Here is a 16038-nt window from a genome sequence, read left to right as displayed (position 1 = left end):
CCGCGTCCCTGTCTGATGCGTTCCTGCCCGAGGAACGGCCCGAGACGGCACGGCCCGAGACGGCACGGCCCGAGACGGCACGGCCCGAGGCGTCACCGCCCGAGGAGGACACGCTCTCCCCCCTGCTGTTCGGTGCCCGCGCCTTCGTCGTTCCCGGCGGACCGTTCCGCCAGGAGTCGCCGGGCGATCTCGGCTGCCTGGACCCGGATCTCCGGGATCGCCGTGCTCTCCCACAGCTCGCCGCGCCGCACGGCGCCCAGGGTCCAGAACGGCAGTGCGGCCGAGCCGTCGGCGCCGAGGAGCCGGCCGCCGTCGGTCCGCAGCCCGATGCCCAGCGGGCCGGGCACCGCTCGCCCGGTGGCGAGCAGGGCGTCCCGCAGCGGGTCGGCTCCGGGCACCGCGGCCAGGCCGGGGCCGCGGCAGTCGACGACCCAGGCCACGCTCAGCTCCCGGCCGTCGTCCAGGGTCACGGTCAGGCCGTCGCCGTCCTCCCGGCAGTCGACCGGGCGACCGGTGGAGACCCGCAACCGGCCGGCCTGCCGGAGGCGGTCCACCGTCCGGGCGGTCTCCGGCGGCATCCGGTGCCGGTGCACGTTCCACAGCGAGCTGTCCCGCCGGAGGAACTCCGCACGGTCCGGATCGGACAGCGCCTGCCACAGGCGGGAGGTGACCGGGCGCAGCCCGTCGACGGCGGGCCGCCAGTCGCCGTGCAGCCGGGCGGCCCGGCGGACGTGCCGTGCGAGGCTGGCGCGCAGCGCGGCCAGCGGCTGCCCCGGGGTGGGCCGTGCCAGGAGCTCCGGCGGAGCGAGCGGGGGCAGCGGTGCCGGCGCGTGCGGCCGGGGCAGCCGACCGTTCCGCGAGACGGCGTGCAGCACGCGACCGGGCCGGTCGGCACGGATCGCGACGTCGACGGCGGTGAGTCCGGTCCCGAGCAGCAGGACGGCGCCCGGTCCGGATCCGGTGAGGAGCGGCCGCAGTGCGCCGGGGGCCCACGGATCGGGCAGGAACCGGGCGGACTCCCGGAGTCCTTCGGGCAACCCGGTGTTGGGGGCGCGGTCCGGCCCGGTCGCCAGGACCACGCCGTCGGCCCGTAGCCGGGAGCCGTCGTCGAGCAGCAGCAGGGCCGGCCCGGCCGGGTCGGGCGACCAGCGGAGGTCCACCACCCGGGCGCGCACCCGGCTGACCCGCACCGAGTCGCCGAGCCGGGCGGTGGCGCGGCCGACCGCCTCGCCGAGGGCGTCGTCGAGGTAGGCCCCGAACCAGGCCCGGGGGAGGAAGTCGGCGGCCGCCGGTGCGGTGCCGTCCCCGTCCGCCTGCCGGGCGCACCAGTCGACGAAGTGCGAGGGATCGTCGGGGTAGGCGCTCATCCCGCCGGCCGGGACGTTGAGGAGGTGGCGTGGGTCCTCGGTCCGGTAGGCGGTGCCGCGCCCGGTGTCCGGGGCCGGATCGATGAGCCGCACCTCCCAGGGCACTTCGCCCGCTGCCGCCGCCTCGCACAGCTGGAGCGTGACCAGGGTGCCGGCGGCGCCCGCTCCGACGACGGCCGTCACCTGACGGCGGCGGTGTGCCGGGCCGTCCATCCGATTCCTCCGGTTCTGGTGGGCTGGTGGCCCCGGGCGGATCGGGGCGGTACGGGGCGGTGCGGGGCAGCAGTGGCCCCGGCGCCGGGGGCGCGACCGCTCAGCGCAGGCTGACCGTCAGCGAGATGACCTTGCCGACCGAGAGGTACGGCGAGCGCTCCAGCGACTCCTCGTCGACCACGGCGACGGCGCCCCGCTCCAGCAGGGCTTCGAAGAGCGCCTGGACGACGCCCCGGGCGAGCAGTGCCCCGGGGCAGTAGTGCGCCCCGAAGCCGAAGGCCAGGTGGGCGGGCCGCTGGTCACCGCCGGGGCGGAACTCGAGCGGGTCCGGGAACACCGCCGGGTCGAGGTTGGCGGGGCCGAGGCCCAGCAGCAGCCGGTCGCCGCGCTCCAGGCGGTGGCCGTCGACGGTCAGCGGCGCGGTCACGTGCCGTTGCACGAAGCGGAACGGGCAGCCGAGCCGGAGGGTCTCCTCGGTCAGTTCGGCCGCAGTGGCGGGCCGCTCGGTGCTGCGCCCGTCGGCGGCCGACCCGGTGGTGCGCCCGGCGAGGTCACGGTCGTCGCCACCCGGCTGCCGCCCCTGCCGGCGGACGGCCTCGGCGAACAGGGCGGCCAGCGGGTCCAGGGCGCCGGTGATCAGCTGGGCAGCGGTGGCGACCGCGGCGTCGGGGCCGAGGCCCGGCGTCCGGGCGATGTCCGCCAGGGCGGTGGCCGCCGGCCCGTCGCCGGTCCCGATGATCGTCCGGTGGGTCTCGTCGCGCAGGCGCTCGATCGCGTCCAGCGTCTCGTGGGCCAGACTGTCGTCGGTCAGCGAGAGCGGCCTGGCCATGTACTGGGTGATGTCGGTCGCGGCGTTCAGCGCGGGGAGCAGCCGGTCCTCGGGGATGCCGAAGAAGCCGGCCAGCAGCCGGCGGGCGCAGGGGTAGGCGTAGGACTCCACCCACTCCACCGGGCCCTCGCGGCGCAGGAGTTCGTCCACCGAGGCGTCCCAGTAGCGGCGCGCGTCCACCAGCAGCGGTTCGAGGGCCGCGGCGGTGAAGGCCGGCCGCAGGCATTCGCGCACGCCGGTGTGGTAGTCGCCCTGCGAGAAGAGCGGCCAGAGTGCCATGAACGCCTTGATGGGCCGGTGGAGGCGGTACTGCTCCGGGGGGAGCGACTCCAGCAACGGGTCCTTGATCTTCGCGTTCTGAAGTGCCGGTTCCCGCAGCAGCGCCCGGACCTCGGCGTGGGTGTTGACGAACAGCGCCTTCATGGCCGGCTCGTACGTGGAGACCGAGTCGGTCATGCCGCGCATCGCCGGCAGCGGGTCGGCCTTCGAGTAGTCGGCGAATATCGGGTGGGTCATGGTCTCCACTCCTGGCGGTCGGCGGCGCCGCGGAAGCAGCGGACCAATCATGACTACTTGGTCATCACTAGTCAATGGACGGTGTCATGAAACCATGACAGACTTCTCGTCCGAATTCTCCTAAGCCGGAATGCACCCTGGTCAGGCTCGGGAAGACGTTGACTGAGTGGAGTGAGCTATCTTGACAGCGACCGCACGATCGTCCACCGGCCGGGGCAAGACGGCCCTGCGGGAGCGGCTGCTCCCCCGCACCATCGAGCACGCGCTGGGCACCGACTACTACCGCCGGCTCTGGCCGGACACCGCACGGGACGTCACCACCTCCGCCGACCTCGACCGGCTGCCGGTCACCGGCAAGTACGAACCCGCGGGCGGCGCCGCCGCGGTCCGCCACCCCGACCGGACCGGCTCGGTCCTGCTGCACAGCAGCGGCACCACCGGAAAGCCGTTCCTGCGCTACCGCAGCGCTGAGGAGATCAGCGCCCTGACCGAGCTGCGCCGGGCCCTGCACCGGCGCGCCACCGCCGGGCGCACCGGGCCGGAGCGGCCGGTGCTCCACTTCACCACCATCTCGTCCCGCTTCCACGGGAACACCGTCGGCAGCACGGTGTCGGACCGGCAGTTGAGCTTCAGCCTGATCGGACCGCGCGACCTCGACCGGGCGCTGGAGCTGCTGGCCCGGCACGAGGACCTCCACCCCGACCTCCACGACCCGGTGGTGGAGCTGAGCGGCAACCCCGACGACCTGGTGATCCTCGGCTACGGCCTGGCGGAGCGCGGACTGGTCGAACGCCTGGGCGTCGAGCGGATCGTCTGCGTCGGCGACTACCTGTCCGGCCTCACCCGCGCCTTCCTGCAGCGCACCTTCGGCCCCGGCACCCGGATCGTCGACCGCTACTCGATGTCCGAGATCTGCGGCGGGGCCACCCGCTGCGACCGTTGCGGCGCCTACCACTTCGACGCCCACGTCCTGCCGCAGGTCGTCGCGCTGGACGGACCGCACTCGCTCACCGCCGGCCTGGGCCGCCTGGTCCTCACGGAGCTCCACCCCTTCTCGCAGGTGCAGCCGCTGATCCGGTACGACACGGGCGACCTGGTCGAACTGGTGGACAGCCCCTGCGAGCCGGGCGAGGTGTCGGTCGTGCTGGCCGGGCGGCGCGCCCACGCGCCCACCACCCGCCTCCTGGGCTCCGAGCGGGTGGTCTGGCGGCCGATCGCCCTGCGGGAGGCCCTGGAGGCGGTCCCGGAGGTCGCCAGGGCCGCGGTGTACGACCGGATCCCGCTCACCGCGATGGTGGACGCGGCCGCCCCGCTGGCCCGGGCGGAGTTCCTCCCCGACGACGACGGCGGACCGGGCCGACTGCTGCTCAGCGCGGTGCCGGCGTTCGCCCCGCACCTCTTCCCCGAGCGGGCCGAGCAGCTGCGCGCCACCCTGCGGGAGGCCGTCGAGAACTGCTGCCCGGAGACGGCCGAACTGGTCGCCGCCGGACTGGAGGTGACGGTGCGGCTCACCGTGGACCGCACCGAGGTCCGCCCCCTGAACGTCCGGTCGTTCTGAGCCGTCCTTCGGCGGGCCGACGGGCGCTCCGTCGGCCCGCCGACGCGAGGACGCGAGGACGCGCGGGCGGCGCGGGGGCAGCGGGGACGCCGGGGCACAGGAACGCTGGGGCACAGGAACGCTGGGGCACAGGGACGCCGGGACCCGGGGGCGCCGCCCCGCGGCAGTCGGGCGGCCCGCCGGACGCACTCGGTGCCGGTCCGGCGGGCCGCCCGGGCCCCGGCTCAGAAGCTGTCGTCGTCCCCGCTCCGGCGGGTGCGCTCGGCCTTGAGCCGCAGCATGACCGCCGCGAGGGCGAACCAGGCCGCCGACAGGGCGATCTCCCACAGGACGTAGCCCCAGGGCGACCCGCCCGCGAGGGCGCTCCGGATCGCCTTCAGGCCCGGGGTGAAGGGCAGCAGGTCGGCGACGAACCTGGCGGGCGCCCAGTGCGGGACGGGAGCCACCACTCCGCACACCGCGAGCACCAGGTAGCACGTCGCGTTCGTCACCAGGGTGTCCGCGCTGACGCGGGTGGTCAGCGAGGCGACCGTCACCCCGAGGCCGATCGCGCACACCCCGAGCAGGGCGAAGAGCGGCAGGGCGAGGAGCAGGCGCCCCAGCACCGCGGCCCGCCCGATGACCAGGCCGATCAGCACCGAGCAGATGACGGCGATCAGCACCGCCTCGAACACGTAGACCAGCCACCGGACCGTCACCAGGCCGAGCACCGGGACGCGGCCCAGCCGCAGGCGGTACGCCGTGCCGTACAGGCGGTCGTTCTTCAGCGCGTCGGCACCGTTGATCACCAGGGTGGTGACCATGATCTGCACGCACGCGCCCACGAAGGCGAACGTCGTCCCGGCCGGCCCCGCCGCGACCCGGCCGAGCAGCGTCCAGAAGAACGTCTGCACCACCATCCGGGGCAGCACCACCAGCGCCAGCATGCCCAGCGGGTACTCCGACCGGAAGTCGCGCCAGGCGAGTTCGAGGGTGAGGCGGTAGGCGGGCAGGAGCGCCACGGCGCCCGCACCGGGCACGGACCCGGTCGTACCGTCGGTACCGGCGGTGCCCGTCCGAACGGCGCCGGTCGTCCGGCTAGTGGTACTCAAGGGAACCCTCCTTCCTGGTGCGGTGCAGGACGATCGCGAAGGCCACCCGGGCGAGGACCGCGTAGGCCACGACGAGCAGCAGCAGCCAGCACCAGGCGGAGGCCGCGCCGGGCCGACCGGCCGCCGCGTCGGACAGCAGTTCACCGCCCCAGCGCAGGGAGAGGACCGAGGAGAGCGGCCGCAGCCACGCGGGCAGCACGTCCAGCGGCACCAGCAGCCCTCCGAGGATGAACACCGGGTACACCAGGGCTTCGGCGACCCGGATGGCCTTGCGCGAGAGCAGCAGCAGACAGGCCAGCAGCAGGCTCATGGCGAGCGCGGAGATCCAGGTCAGCACGGCCGCGAGGGTGAACCCGACCGGATCCGCGATGCTCGGCAGCGCGCCCAGCAGGGCCGAGGTGACGGTGACGGCGCAGACGATGACCACGGCCGCGATCGACGAGGCGGCCAGGCTCCGGCCGATCGCGACGGCCGCCAGGCCCAGGTTGCGACTGCAGATGCCGGGCAGGGTGCCCAGCCACAGGTCGGTCTTCAGGGTCAGTCCGGCCTGCCAGACGACGGCCGACCAGATCGCCAGCAGGGCGCCGCCGAGCACCACCCGCTCGCGGTCGGCTCCGTGCGGGCCGGCGGCGGTGAGCACCACGACGATGAAGACGACGGGCTGGAGGGCGCTGGAGACCACGAGCTGCGGCATCGAGCTCACCTTGACCTGCAAACGCGCCGCCGCGGCGATCGAGCGCAGCGCCCTGATCGGACGGCGCCGTTCCAACTCCTGGGCGGCGAAGGCGGGTCGGACACCGGTGCGGACCGCTTCGGTCGTCGAGCCGTTCACGCGTCCGCTCCCGCCGTGCGGGCGATGCTGGTGAAGACGTCCTCCAGACCGGACGGAACCACCCGGACGTCGGAGACGTGCGCGTCCGGCCAGGCGTCGGCGAGCTCGCGCAACGCCTGCGGGTGCCAGCGGTCCACCTGGCGGGTGAGCGTCCAGCCGGCGGCGTGGACCTCCAGCCGGGCGAACCCGTCCTCGGCCGGAGCCGGCGGCCGGCCGGTGCCGGTGATGGTCACGGTGGCCACGCAGCGTGCCTGGTCGAGGAATTCGGCCAGCGGGCGGTCATGGGTGATCCGCCCCTCCTGGAGCAGCACGATGCGGTCGCTGAGCTGCTCGATGTCGCTCAGGTAGTGGCTGGTGAGGATGATGGTCGTGCCCTCGTCCCGCATGCCGGCGACGGCCTGCCGGATGTTCTGGGCCTCCAGCGGGTCCAGGCCGACGGTGGGCTCGTCGAGCAGCAGCAGTTCCGGACGGGTGATCAGGCCGATCGCCAGGTGGAGCCGTTGCCGCATCCCCTTGGAGTACGTCTCCACGGCGCGGTCCGCGGCCCGGGTCAGCCCGACGAAGTCCAGTGCGTCGGCGGCCCGGTTCCGCAGGCCGGCGGACGGCACCCCGGCGAGGGTCGCGAAGAACCTCAGGTTGTCGCGGCCGCTGAGGCGTTGGTAGAGCCCGCGGTCGCCGCCGAGCACCACGGACAGGTTCTCGCGGGCCCTGCGCGGGTCCCGCACCACGTCGTGTCCGCACACCCGGACGCTGCCCGAGGTCGGCAGCAGCAGGGTGGACACGATCTTCAGCATGGTGCTCTTGCCGGCGCCGTTGAGGCCCAGGAGACCGACGATCTGGCCGGCCCCGGCCGTCAGCGAGACGCCCCGGAGCGCGTGGACCTCGGTCCCACGGTGGTCGAAGCTACGGGTCAGGTCCTCAATCTCCAGTACCAACACGGTCCTTCCGATCCCCTCTGGTGGGCGTGGCGGTGGCAGCGGCCCGGTCCCCGGGCCGCTCGTGGTCGGCGGCGGGCAGCGGCAGCACGCTGCCGTCCGGGGCCACCCCGACGCGCAGGTCGTCCGGCCGCGTCCGGCCGGGGGGCGGCGGCCCGGTGACGGCGAGCAGGACGGTGGCGCCGCCGGCGCGCAGGGCGGACAGGACCGCGGCCGCCTCGTCCGGGTCCAGTCGCCCGAGCAGGTCGTCGACCAGGACCAGGCCCGCGCGGCGGCAGAGCACCCGGGCGAGGCCGATCCGGGCCGGGTCCACCCGGCTCGACGCCGGCTCGACCGGGGTGTCGAGCCCGTACTCCGGACCGGTCGCCCCGCAGGTGCGCAGCGCCTCGGCGACGCGCTCGCGGGTGCAGGCCGGATCACCGAGGGCGACGTTGTCCCCCACGGTGCCGGCGATCAGGGCCGGCCGCCGGGGCACCAGGGCGACGGATCCCGGACGGGCGTCGAGGAAAGCGCCGGGCGAGCGGCCGTCCAGCAGGCAGGGAGGCAGCCGGGCGGACCCGAGCGCGGTGAGGTGGCGCAGCAGGCGGGTGCCCGCAGCCGGGTCCTCGCCGACCAGCCAGGCCAGGCCGCCGGCGGGGACCACGACCGCCTGCTCGGGGAACCGGACCTCGACCGCCGCGTCCACCGCCGCGTCCGGCGCCGCGGGCGGGGAGTCCCGGGCGGCGGACGCGGCGTCGGCCAACCGGGCCAGCATGACCTGGGCCCGGCGCCGTTCGCGCCACCGCCGGGCCGCCTCGGTGGCGGTGGCGGTGACCAGTGCCGTGCCGACCAGGTCCGCCAGCAGCGGTCCGCCCTCGGCACGCGGCGCGTGCCGGACGACGGCGGCGAGCACCGGTGCCAGGGCGGCGAGGGCGCGCGCGGCGGTCAGACCCGAACGGGACCACTGCCGTGCGCGCTCCTGCCGCCGGGCCTCGGCGAGGGCCGGGCCGGACGCCTGCTGCCAGGCCGTCACCGCCCAGCGCTGGGCCGAGACGGCGCGCAGCGACTCGGTCGCGTCGATGAGGTGGCGCAGGTCCTCGGCGGTCCTCGCGTCCGACGGCTCGCGGCGGCTCGACCGGCCGGCGAGTGCGGCCGGCAACGCGAACCCGAGGACGGCCGAGGCCAGCGCGATCGGGGCCTGGACGGGATCGACGGCCGCGAGGGCTCCGAGGGCGCACACCGGGACGGCCGGCGGGCCGACCGGATGCGGGTCGCGGACCAGCGCGTCGAGCAGCCCGGGCGCCGAGCGCCAGCGGTTGACCAGGTCCTCCGTGCCCCGGCTGTCGAGGTAGGCGCGCTCCGGCGCGGCGAGCCGTCGGCCGAAGGCGGCCCGGAAGGCCTCCAGGGTCCGCTCACCGGCGGCGGCGGTCAGTCCACCGGTGGCGGCGCCGAGGGCGAGCGGGACGGCGAGGACCAGGACGACGAGGGCGGCGGTGGCGCCCGGCGAGGTCGCGGTGGCGACGGACCGGTCGGCGGCGACCACGGCCGCGACGGCGGACGAGGCGGCGAGCGCGGTCGCGGCCAGGGCCCGGGTGCGGGTGCCCGGCACCAGCAGGGTCCGGCGGGCGGCCGTCGGCGAGCCCGCGGGTCGGGCGACCCGGGCGGCGGACCGGGCGGACCGGGCGGACCGGGCGACGGACCGAGCGACCCGGGCGACGGCCGTCCTGCCGGCCGCACGGGTGCGCACCCACCGCGCCCCCGCATCCGGGGAGCCGACCGGTCGCGGTGCGCGGGACCGCCGCTGCGGAGCGGCGAAGACCAGCGCGACGCCCGAGGAGAGTTCGGCGAGCCGGTCGAGCGGGATCCGCTCGCGCCCGGCGTCGGGGTCCAGCACCTCGGCGGTGCCCCGCCGGATCCCCGCCACCACCACGTAGTGGTCGCGGAGTTGGTGCAGGACAAAGGGCGTGGGCAGGCGGCGCAGTCCGTCGGCGCCGGTGACCCTGACGCCCTGGGCGGCCAGCCCGTGGCGCCTGGCGGTCGCGACGAGCGCGCTCGCCCGCAAGCCGGCCGGGCGGACGGCGGGCAGCTCGGCGGCGAGGTCCGCCACCGCGTCCCAGGCGCCGTGCGCCCCGAGCACCATGGCCAGGCAGGCCCGGCCGCAGTCGTACAGTCCGAGTTGCGGCAGGAAGGGGACCCGGGCGGACGTCGCCCGCAGCGACAGGCGGCGCACCATCTCCCACCCTTCCGGCGCGTGAGCCGGTCAGTCAACGTGTCGGTCAGCGAGGCGGGCTCCGCGGTGTGCCGCCCCCTGGGGAGCGGCACACCGCGGTGAGACTCAGATGGTCTCGTGGGCCATGGCGGCGCCGGTGACCAGCTCCAGGTCACCGTCCTCCAGGATCGCGACGACGTCGGCCGCGAACTCCTCGATGTTGAGCTCCATGTTCTCCACCTCCTTCCATCCCCTCGGTGTGACTCCATGTCATCACAGTTAATGACTAACAGTCAAGACAAGGAGTCAAAAACCTGCGGGCCCGGCCGTAGCGGCAGTCAAGATCAGGTCCACGGCACGGCCGAGGTCGGGCGCCTCCCGGACGAATCCGGCCGGCATTCCGAGGGCGGCGGAGGGGGCGGCGCCGGACCGGCCGCCGGGCGTCAGCAGGACCGCGCCCCGGCAGCCCGCGTGGAAGCCCGCCAGCACGTCGCTGACCATGTCCCCGACCATCCAGCCCGCCCGCGGATCGAGGCCGAGGTCCGCGGCGGCCCGGAGCAGCATCCCGGGCCCGGGCTTGCGGTCCGGGTGCTCGACCGCGGTCCGGTCCGCGCCCAGCGGCGCGACCGGGCAGAAGTACGCGGCGTCGAGCGACACGCCCTCGCGCAGCAGGAGCCGGTTCATCCGGGCGTCCACCGCCCGGTACTGGCCCTCGGTGATCAGCCCGCGCCCGATGGCCGACTGGTTGGTCACCACGCAGGTGACCCAGCCGGCCCGGGCGAGCCGGCGCAGCGCCCCGGCGGCGCCGGGCAGCAGTTCGACGTCGCGCGGGTCCCCGATGTGGTGGACGTCGCGGATGATCGTTCCGTCCCGGTCCAGGAAGACCGCGCGGCGCCCGGTCACCGGGACGGCAGCAGACCGGGCAGGGCCGGCAGGCCGAGCAGGCCGGTCGGGTCGTCCGGCACGCCGCCGGCGGGCGGTACGCCCCCGCCGGCGGCCTGCTCCTGCTCGACGGCCGTCCGCAGCAGCTGCGAAGCCGCGTGCGCGACCGAGTGGTGGACGTCCTCGATCACCCCGTAGTTGCTCGCGGCCACCCGGACGTGGATGTCCGCCAGGGCCGCCGCGCCCTGCGCGGTGTCCCCGGTCAGCGCCACCAGGAGCATCCCCCTGTCCACCGCCGCCCGGGCCGCGAGGACCACGTTCGGGCTGGTCCCGGAGCAGCTGATCGCCACGGCGACGTCGCCGGGCCCGGCGTAGGCGGCCAGCTGGTAGGCGAAGCACTCCTCGTAGGCGATGTCGTTGGAGATCGCGGTGACGAGCGGGGTGTTGTCGCTCAGGCAGAACGCGGCCAGCGGCGCGGCCCCGGCCACCGCAGCGGTCTTGACCAGGTCGGCGACGTGGTGGCTGGCGATCGAGGAGCTGCCGCCGTTGCCGAAGACGAACACCCGCCGACCGTCCGCGCGGGCGCCGACCAGGGCCTGCGCGTAGCGCGCGACGGCGGCCCGGTCCAGGCGGGACAGGGCCCGGTGGAGCGAGGTCAGATAGGCGTCGAGCTGACCGGGCCCGGAAAGCTGATCACTCGGCATCGCGTTTCCTCTCGAGATGGTGTCACATCGCAGCGCGCATTCTAGTCAATTTCCATGACAGATATATGACTATGATGACTAGAGTGTAGTCATCAAACCGCGCGGCTCTTCGGGAGGACACCGTGACGACCCTTTCCCCCACCGAGGCCCCGGCTCGGTCCCTGGACCAGCCGACACCGTGGTCGCGGCCGCACCCGCGGACCCGGATCGGCATCGCCGGTGCCGGTGGCGTGGCGAGCTTCGCGCACATCCCCGCGTACGGGCAGCTCGGACTCGTCCCGGTGGCGCTGTTCGACGTCTCCCCCGCCGCACTGGACCGCGCGGTCGCCGCGCTGGCGGCCACGGCGCCCGGCGCCACCGCGGCCGCACCCGCCCGGTTCACCTCGGCCGAGCAGTTCGCCGCGGCGCTGCCCGGCCTCGGCCTGGACGTCCTGGACGTGGCCCTGCCCTCGCCGGCCCACCACGACTTCGTGGCACTGCTGTTGGACGTCTGCGGCTCCCAGTGCCCGCCGCTGCTGGTCCAGAAGCCGCTCGACCAGGACGCCGCCTCCGCCCGGGCCCTGGCCGACCGCGCCGCCGCCCTCGGGGTGCCGATGGCGGTGAACCTCAACGGCCGCTGGGTACCGCCGTTCCGCAAGGCCGCCGAGCTGCTCGCCCAGGGCGTGGTGGGTGACGCCCCGCTGGTCTCCCTGGTCAACCGCGGACTCAACCGCAAGACCGGCACCGAGTGGCGCAGCCGGGTCACCCGGCTGATCGGCTACGAGATGGCGATCCATCACGTCGACCTGCTGCGCTGGATCTTCGGGCCGGTCTCCTCCGTCTACTCGGTGGTCCGCCACGTACCCGGCCTGGGCGTGGAGGCGGACAACGCCGCCGTGGTCACGCTGCGGTTCGCGTCCGGCGCGGTCGCCAACCTGATCGAGGACTGGACCTGCCGCGACGAAGGGGTCTGGCACTACCACCCGGAGGGCGAACAGCTGGTGGTCTCCGGCCCGAAGGGCACCCTGGTGGCCACCCCGCAGGAACTGCGGCTCACCACCGACCTGGTGGAGCACCGCTACACGACCAAACGGGCCTGGTTCCCGGACGCCTTCGCCGGCCCGATGGCCGAGTTCCTCGCCGCCCTGGCCGAGGGCCGGGACACCGAGCTGGCCGCCGACCGCCACGTCGAGGTGCTGGAGATCCTCGACGCGGTCTACGAGTCCTCCCGGACCGGGGAGTCGGTGCGCCCGGGCCCGGCGGCGGACGACGAACGGGCCGGCGCGGCACCCGCCCAGGGAGCGGCCCGGTGACCGCCCCCGCCGCCAGCCGCCCCGAGCCGTCCGACCGCCACACGCCGCACCGCCCGTCCGCGCGCAGCGCCCTGCTCGGCGGCGCTCCCGTCCGCTCCCGGCCGCTGCCCTCGGTGTTCGACGCCACCGGACGCCTGTTCGGCCCCGAGGAGCGGGAGGCCGTCGACGAGGTACTGCGCTCGGGCACGCTGACCCGCTGGGGCGGCACCGCCGTGACGGCGCTGGAGCGGGCCTGGGCCGACCGGCTGGGCGTGCGGCACGCCGTCGCGGTCTCCTCGGGCACCGCGGCCCTCCAGGTGGCCCTGGCCGCGCTCGACCTCGCGCCCGGCCGCGAGGTGGTGACCACCCCGGTCACCGACATGGGGACCGTGATCGCCATCGTCCGGGCCCAACTCGTCCCGGTCTTCGCCGACGTGGACCCGCTCACCGGCATGCTCACCCCCGAGACCGTCCGGGCGGCGATCACCGAACACACCGGCGCCGTGCTGCCGGTGCACCTGTTCGGCCGGCTGGCGCCCACGGCGGGCATCCGCGCGGTAACCGCGGAGTTCGGCGTGCCGGTGGTGGAGGACGCCTCCCAGGCGCACTTCAGCCGGGACCGCGACGGATTCGCCGGCACCGGCGGCGCGTTCGGCTGCTTCAGCCTCCAGCAGTCCAAGGTGATCAGCTGCGGCGAGGGCGGCATCCTGGTGACCGACGACGACGAACTCTTCGAACGCGCCGCGCTGTTCCAGAACAAGGGCTGGGCGCGCGAGCGCACCGGCGACCGCGCGTACCCGGTGCTCGGTGTGAACTACCGGATGCCGGAGCTCTCGGCCGCCGTGGCGCTGGCCCAGCTCCGGAAGGCGGACGAGATCATCGCCCGTCGCCGGAACTCGCACGCCGCGCTGGTGGTCGCACTGGCCGGGGAGCCCGACGTCCGGGTGGCCACCGAACGCGACGGGGAGCTGGCGAGCTGGTGGGCGCTGTGCGTGCAGTGGCCGGCGCTGCTGGCCGAGCCTGGCCTCGGCGCGGGGATCGCGGCGTCGCTGGCGGCCGACGGCACGCCCTTCGCCCCCGGTTACATCGGCGTCTCACCGCTCTACCTCTCCGACGCGCTGCGCGCGGTGCGGCCCGGCGAACCGCCGTGGTCGTTCCACCCGCGCCCACCACGCCACCGGCCCGGTGACTGCCCGGGGGCGGAGCGGTTCCTGCGGCACAGCTTCACCCTGAACTGGAACGAGGGCCTCACGCCCGACGACGCCCGGGACGTCGCCCGGGCGGTCGCCCGCGCCCTGCCCGCGGCCCGCGCCCAGCGGGACCGCGGCGCACGCGGACCGGAGGCCACGCCGTGCTGAGCCGACCGACCGCGCCGGACCCGACCGTGCCGGACCCGACCAAGCCGGACCCGACCGCGCCGAAGCCGACCGTGCCGGACCCGAGCGCGCCGAACCGGACCGCGCCGAACCCGGCCACCGGAGGTTTCGCGGGCTGGGCACTCGACCCGGGCACCCTCGGCTTCGCGCTCTCCTTCGAGCAGTACCTGACGGTCACCGCGGAGGCCGGCTACGACTGGGTCGAGGTCCCGGTGGCCGAGCTGGTCCGCCTCGGGCCCGCTGCCCTGCGCAACCTCTGCGACCGCCACGGCGTGCGCCCCGGGGTCTTCTCCTGCCCGTGGTCCGGCCCCTACAACGGCAGCGTCGACGACGAGCGGTTCGAACGGCGGCTGCGGGAACTGCCCGCCCTGCTCGACCTGGTGGCGGCGGCCGGCGGCGAGCGGGTGTCCGCGTTCTTCAACGGCGCCCGCGAGGGAATGCGACAGCTCGGCGGAGCCCAACTGGCCGAGCGCTGCGGGCGCCTCGCGCAGACGGCAGCCCGGCACGGCGTCCGGTTCTGCCTGGAACTCAACGACCCGCACCACCTGCGCGCCGCGGCGACCGTGCTGGCGCAGGCCGCCGGTTCCGCAGGCGGGCGGCCGCAGCTGCTGGTCGACACCTTCCACCTGTTCCGCGCCGGGTGCGGCCCGGACTGGATCGACGCACTGCCCGCGGGCGCGATCGGCTGGATGCACGTCAGCGGCGTGCCGCTCGGCACCGGCTCCGACGCCGACAGCGGCCCGCGGACCGCGCCCTTCCGGGGCCACCAGGACACCGGCGCGCTGCTGGACGCCGCGCACCGGGCGGGCTACCGGGGGCCGCTCTCCATCGAGGTGCTGCCCTCCCCCGCCCCCGGAACCGACCGCACGCAACTGGTCCGACTCGCCGCCGACCTGCTCGCCGCCGGGAGGAACGGCCTCGCCGGCCGGGCCGCGGCAGCCGCCGGCATCCGAACTGGAGGACAGGAATGACGACCACCGCCCAGAACCTCGCCACGCCCCCCGGCGTCCTGGAGAACCGCCACACCATGGAGGGCCTCAGGTTCGCCTGCATCCGGCTGATGGAACTGGCCTCGGCCGTCCTGGTCGGCATCGACGACACGGACACCAAGATCGCGCTCTCCCAGGACGTCTGGATCCTCGCCCAGTGCGCGGAGACGATCGGCGAGCGGCTGCCGGGCCTGCGCTCCCACGCCGAGGCGGCCACGCCGATCAGCGACGCCTTCGTGCACTTCAGCAACGACCTGGCCGCCGAGCCCGATCCGGTCGACCGGCTCGACCTGCTGACCCGCGCCGCCTACCCCGACCTGCGGGCCGCCGTCGCCGCGCACATCGCCCGGCTCGATCCGCTCGCCGACGAGGACAGCCGCGAGTGCCTCGACCTGGTCCTCGACCGGCTCGGCACCCTGCACCGCGCACCGGCCGGCCCCGGGGAGCGGCCCGACACCCCGTCCCCGCTCTTCGAGGCCTGCTCCCGCCCGCACGCCGGCCCCGGGCGCCTCACCGCCGCCGACTGCACCGCGGCGATGGCCGGGATCCCGGTCCGTCCCGGCCGCGACCCCCGGCTGCGCGAGCACCGGCCGGGAGTCGACCCGGCGAGCGTCGGCGAACTGTCCTCCTCGTACGAGATCACCGCGCCGCTGCACGACGTGGCCTTCAAGATCGAGCTCTGTGCGGCCGAGATCTGCGCGACGATCCTCGCCCTCCACCCGGAGGCGCCCTGGGGGCTGCGGTACGACCTGGCCAAGCAGGTCCGCGACGAGGGGCGCCACTTCGAGCTGCTGATCGCCCGGATGCGGGAACTCGGCGGCAGCGTCGGGGCGTACCCGGTCCGCTACCAGATCTGGGACAAGTTCCGGCTCGGCCGCACCCTCGCGGAGCGGATCACCATCGAGCAGCGGCTCGGCGAGGGCGTCGGCCTGGACGGCGGCCTGCGGGTCTACCGCTGGCTGCGCTCCATCGGCGACGACCGGACGGCACTGATCTTCGACTACATCAACGCCGACGAGGTCACCCACGTCGGCAACGCCAACCGCTGGCTGGAGGAACTGCTCGGCAGTGCCGAGGCGGTGCGACGGCTGGACGAACACGTGCGCGAGCTGCTCGCCGACGGCGGCATGGGGGTGCGGCACGTCATTCCGATCAACGCGGAGGACCGCGCGCTCTCCGGCTTCTCACCGGAGGAGATCGGAGAACTCCAACGGGCCTGGCAGCGGGAACGCGCCGCCCACTGACCAGCCGGGCTGCCCGGGCGATGCCGCCCGGGCAGCCCTTCCG

The 16038-nt window shown here is 75.3% G+C and carries 13 protein-coding genes; 5 read left to right on the top strand and 8 right to left on the bottom strand.

What is annotated here, in order from left to right; all coding sequences use genetic code 11:
• Positions 1–92: 92 nt before the first annotated feature.
• Both ACGF07_RS11320 and ACGF07_RS11315 read right to left on the bottom strand, forming a co-directional pair.
• Entirely contained in the window at positions 93–1580 is a 1488-nt protein-coding gene (locus ACGF07_RS11320) for an FAD/NAD(P)-binding protein (protein WP_392897403.1), read from the bottom strand.
• Between the two features lie 100 nt (positions 1581–1680).
• Positions 1681–2925 (bottom strand): cytochrome P450, encoded by a 1245-nt coding sequence (locus ACGF07_RS11315; RefSeq protein ID WP_392897401.1) that lies wholly within the window; start codon positions 2923–2925, stop codon positions 1681–1683.
• Positions 2926–3106: 181 nt separating this feature from the next.
• Between ACGF07_RS11315 and ACGF07_RS11310 the strand changes: the two genes are divergently transcribed.
• Positions 3107–4483, top strand: coding sequence for a hypothetical protein (locus ACGF07_RS11310; protein ID WP_392897399.1), 1377 nt, complete (start codon positions 3107–3109; stop codon positions 4481–4483).
• Between the two features lie 224 nt (positions 4484–4707).
• Here ACGF07_RS11310 and ACGF07_RS11305 read toward each other — a convergent pair whose 3' ends face one another.
• The 6 genes from ACGF07_RS11305 to ACGF07_RS11280 all read right to left on the bottom strand — a co-directional run bounded on the left by ACGF07_RS11305 (position 4708) and on the right by ACGF07_RS11280 (position 11115).
• Positions 4708–5574, bottom strand: coding sequence for an ABC transporter permease (locus tag ACGF07_RS11305; protein ID WP_392897397.1), 867 nt, complete (start codon positions 5572–5574; stop codon positions 4708–4710).
• Positions 5561–6406, bottom strand: a complete 846-nt coding sequence (locus ACGF07_RS11300) for an ABC transporter permease (RefSeq protein WP_392897396.1) — start codon at positions 6404–6406, stop codon at positions 5561–5563. The genes ACGF07_RS11305 and ACGF07_RS11300 overlap by 14 nt, the downstream gene beginning before the upstream one ends.
• Positions 6403–7341, bottom strand: a complete 939-nt coding sequence (locus tag ACGF07_RS11295) for an ABC transporter ATP-binding protein (protein WP_392897394.1) — start codon at positions 7339–7341, stop codon at positions 6403–6405. The genes ACGF07_RS11300 and ACGF07_RS11295 overlap by 4 nt, the downstream gene beginning before the upstream one ends.
• Complete coding sequence (locus ACGF07_RS11290; protein ID WP_392897392.1) at positions 7325–9553, bottom strand: cysteine peptidase family C39 domain-containing protein; 2229 nt, start codon at positions 9551–9553, stop codon at positions 7325–7327. The genes ACGF07_RS11295 and ACGF07_RS11290 overlap by 17 nt, the downstream gene beginning before the upstream one ends.
• A gap of 282 nt (positions 9554–9835) precedes the next feature.
• Positions 9836–10432 carry a D-glycero-alpha-D-manno-heptose-1,7-bisphosphate 7-phosphatase gene (locus ACGF07_RS11285; RefSeq protein WP_392897390.1) on the bottom strand — a complete coding sequence of 199 codons (597 nt, stop codon included), beginning with the start codon at positions 10430–10432 and terminating at the stop codon, positions 9836–9838.
• Positions 10429–11115, bottom strand: coding sequence for an SIS domain-containing protein (locus ACGF07_RS11280; protein ID WP_392897389.1), 687 nt, complete (start codon positions 11113–11115; stop codon positions 10429–10431). Before ACGF07_RS11280 ends, ACGF07_RS11285 begins: the two co-directional genes overlap by 4 nt.
• A gap of 122 nt (positions 11116–11237) precedes the next feature.
• On the opposite strand from ACGF07_RS11280, the gene ACGF07_RS11275 reads away from it, so the two are divergent.
• The 4 genes from ACGF07_RS11275 to ACGF07_RS11260 are packed head-to-tail and all read left to right on the top strand — an operon-like array spanning position 11238 to position 15995.
• Positions 11238–12407: a Gfo/Idh/MocA family protein gene (locus tag ACGF07_RS11275; protein ID WP_392897388.1), complete on the top strand. Its 1170-nt coding sequence runs from the start codon at positions 11238–11240 to the stop codon at positions 12405–12407.
• Entirely contained in the window at positions 12404–13744 is a 1341-nt protein-coding gene (locus ACGF07_RS11270; protein WP_392897386.1) for a DegT/DnrJ/EryC1/StrS family aminotransferase, read from the top strand. Before ACGF07_RS11275 ends, ACGF07_RS11270 begins: the two co-directional genes overlap by 4 nt.
• On the top strand, positions 13738–14733 hold the full coding sequence (locus ACGF07_RS11265) for a TIM barrel protein (RefSeq protein WP_392897384.1): 996 nt from the start codon (positions 13738–13740) through the stop codon (positions 14731–14733). The genes ACGF07_RS11270 and ACGF07_RS11265 overlap by 7 nt, the downstream gene beginning before the upstream one ends.
• Positions 14730–15995, top strand: a complete 1266-nt coding sequence (locus ACGF07_RS11260) for a DUF455 family protein (RefSeq protein ID WP_392897383.1) — start codon at positions 14730–14732, stop codon at positions 15993–15995. The genes ACGF07_RS11265 and ACGF07_RS11260 overlap by 4 nt, the downstream gene beginning before the upstream one ends.
• Positions 15996–16038 lie beyond the last annotated feature (43 nt).

The organism is Kitasatospora sp. NPDC048194 (assembly GCF_043202455.1).
Classification (GTDB): Bacteria; Actinomycetota; Actinomycetes; order Streptomycetales; family Streptomycetaceae; genus Kitasatospora.
Note: the sequence above shows the minus strand (reverse complement) of the source record. Positions and strands in the feature narration are given on the sequence as shown.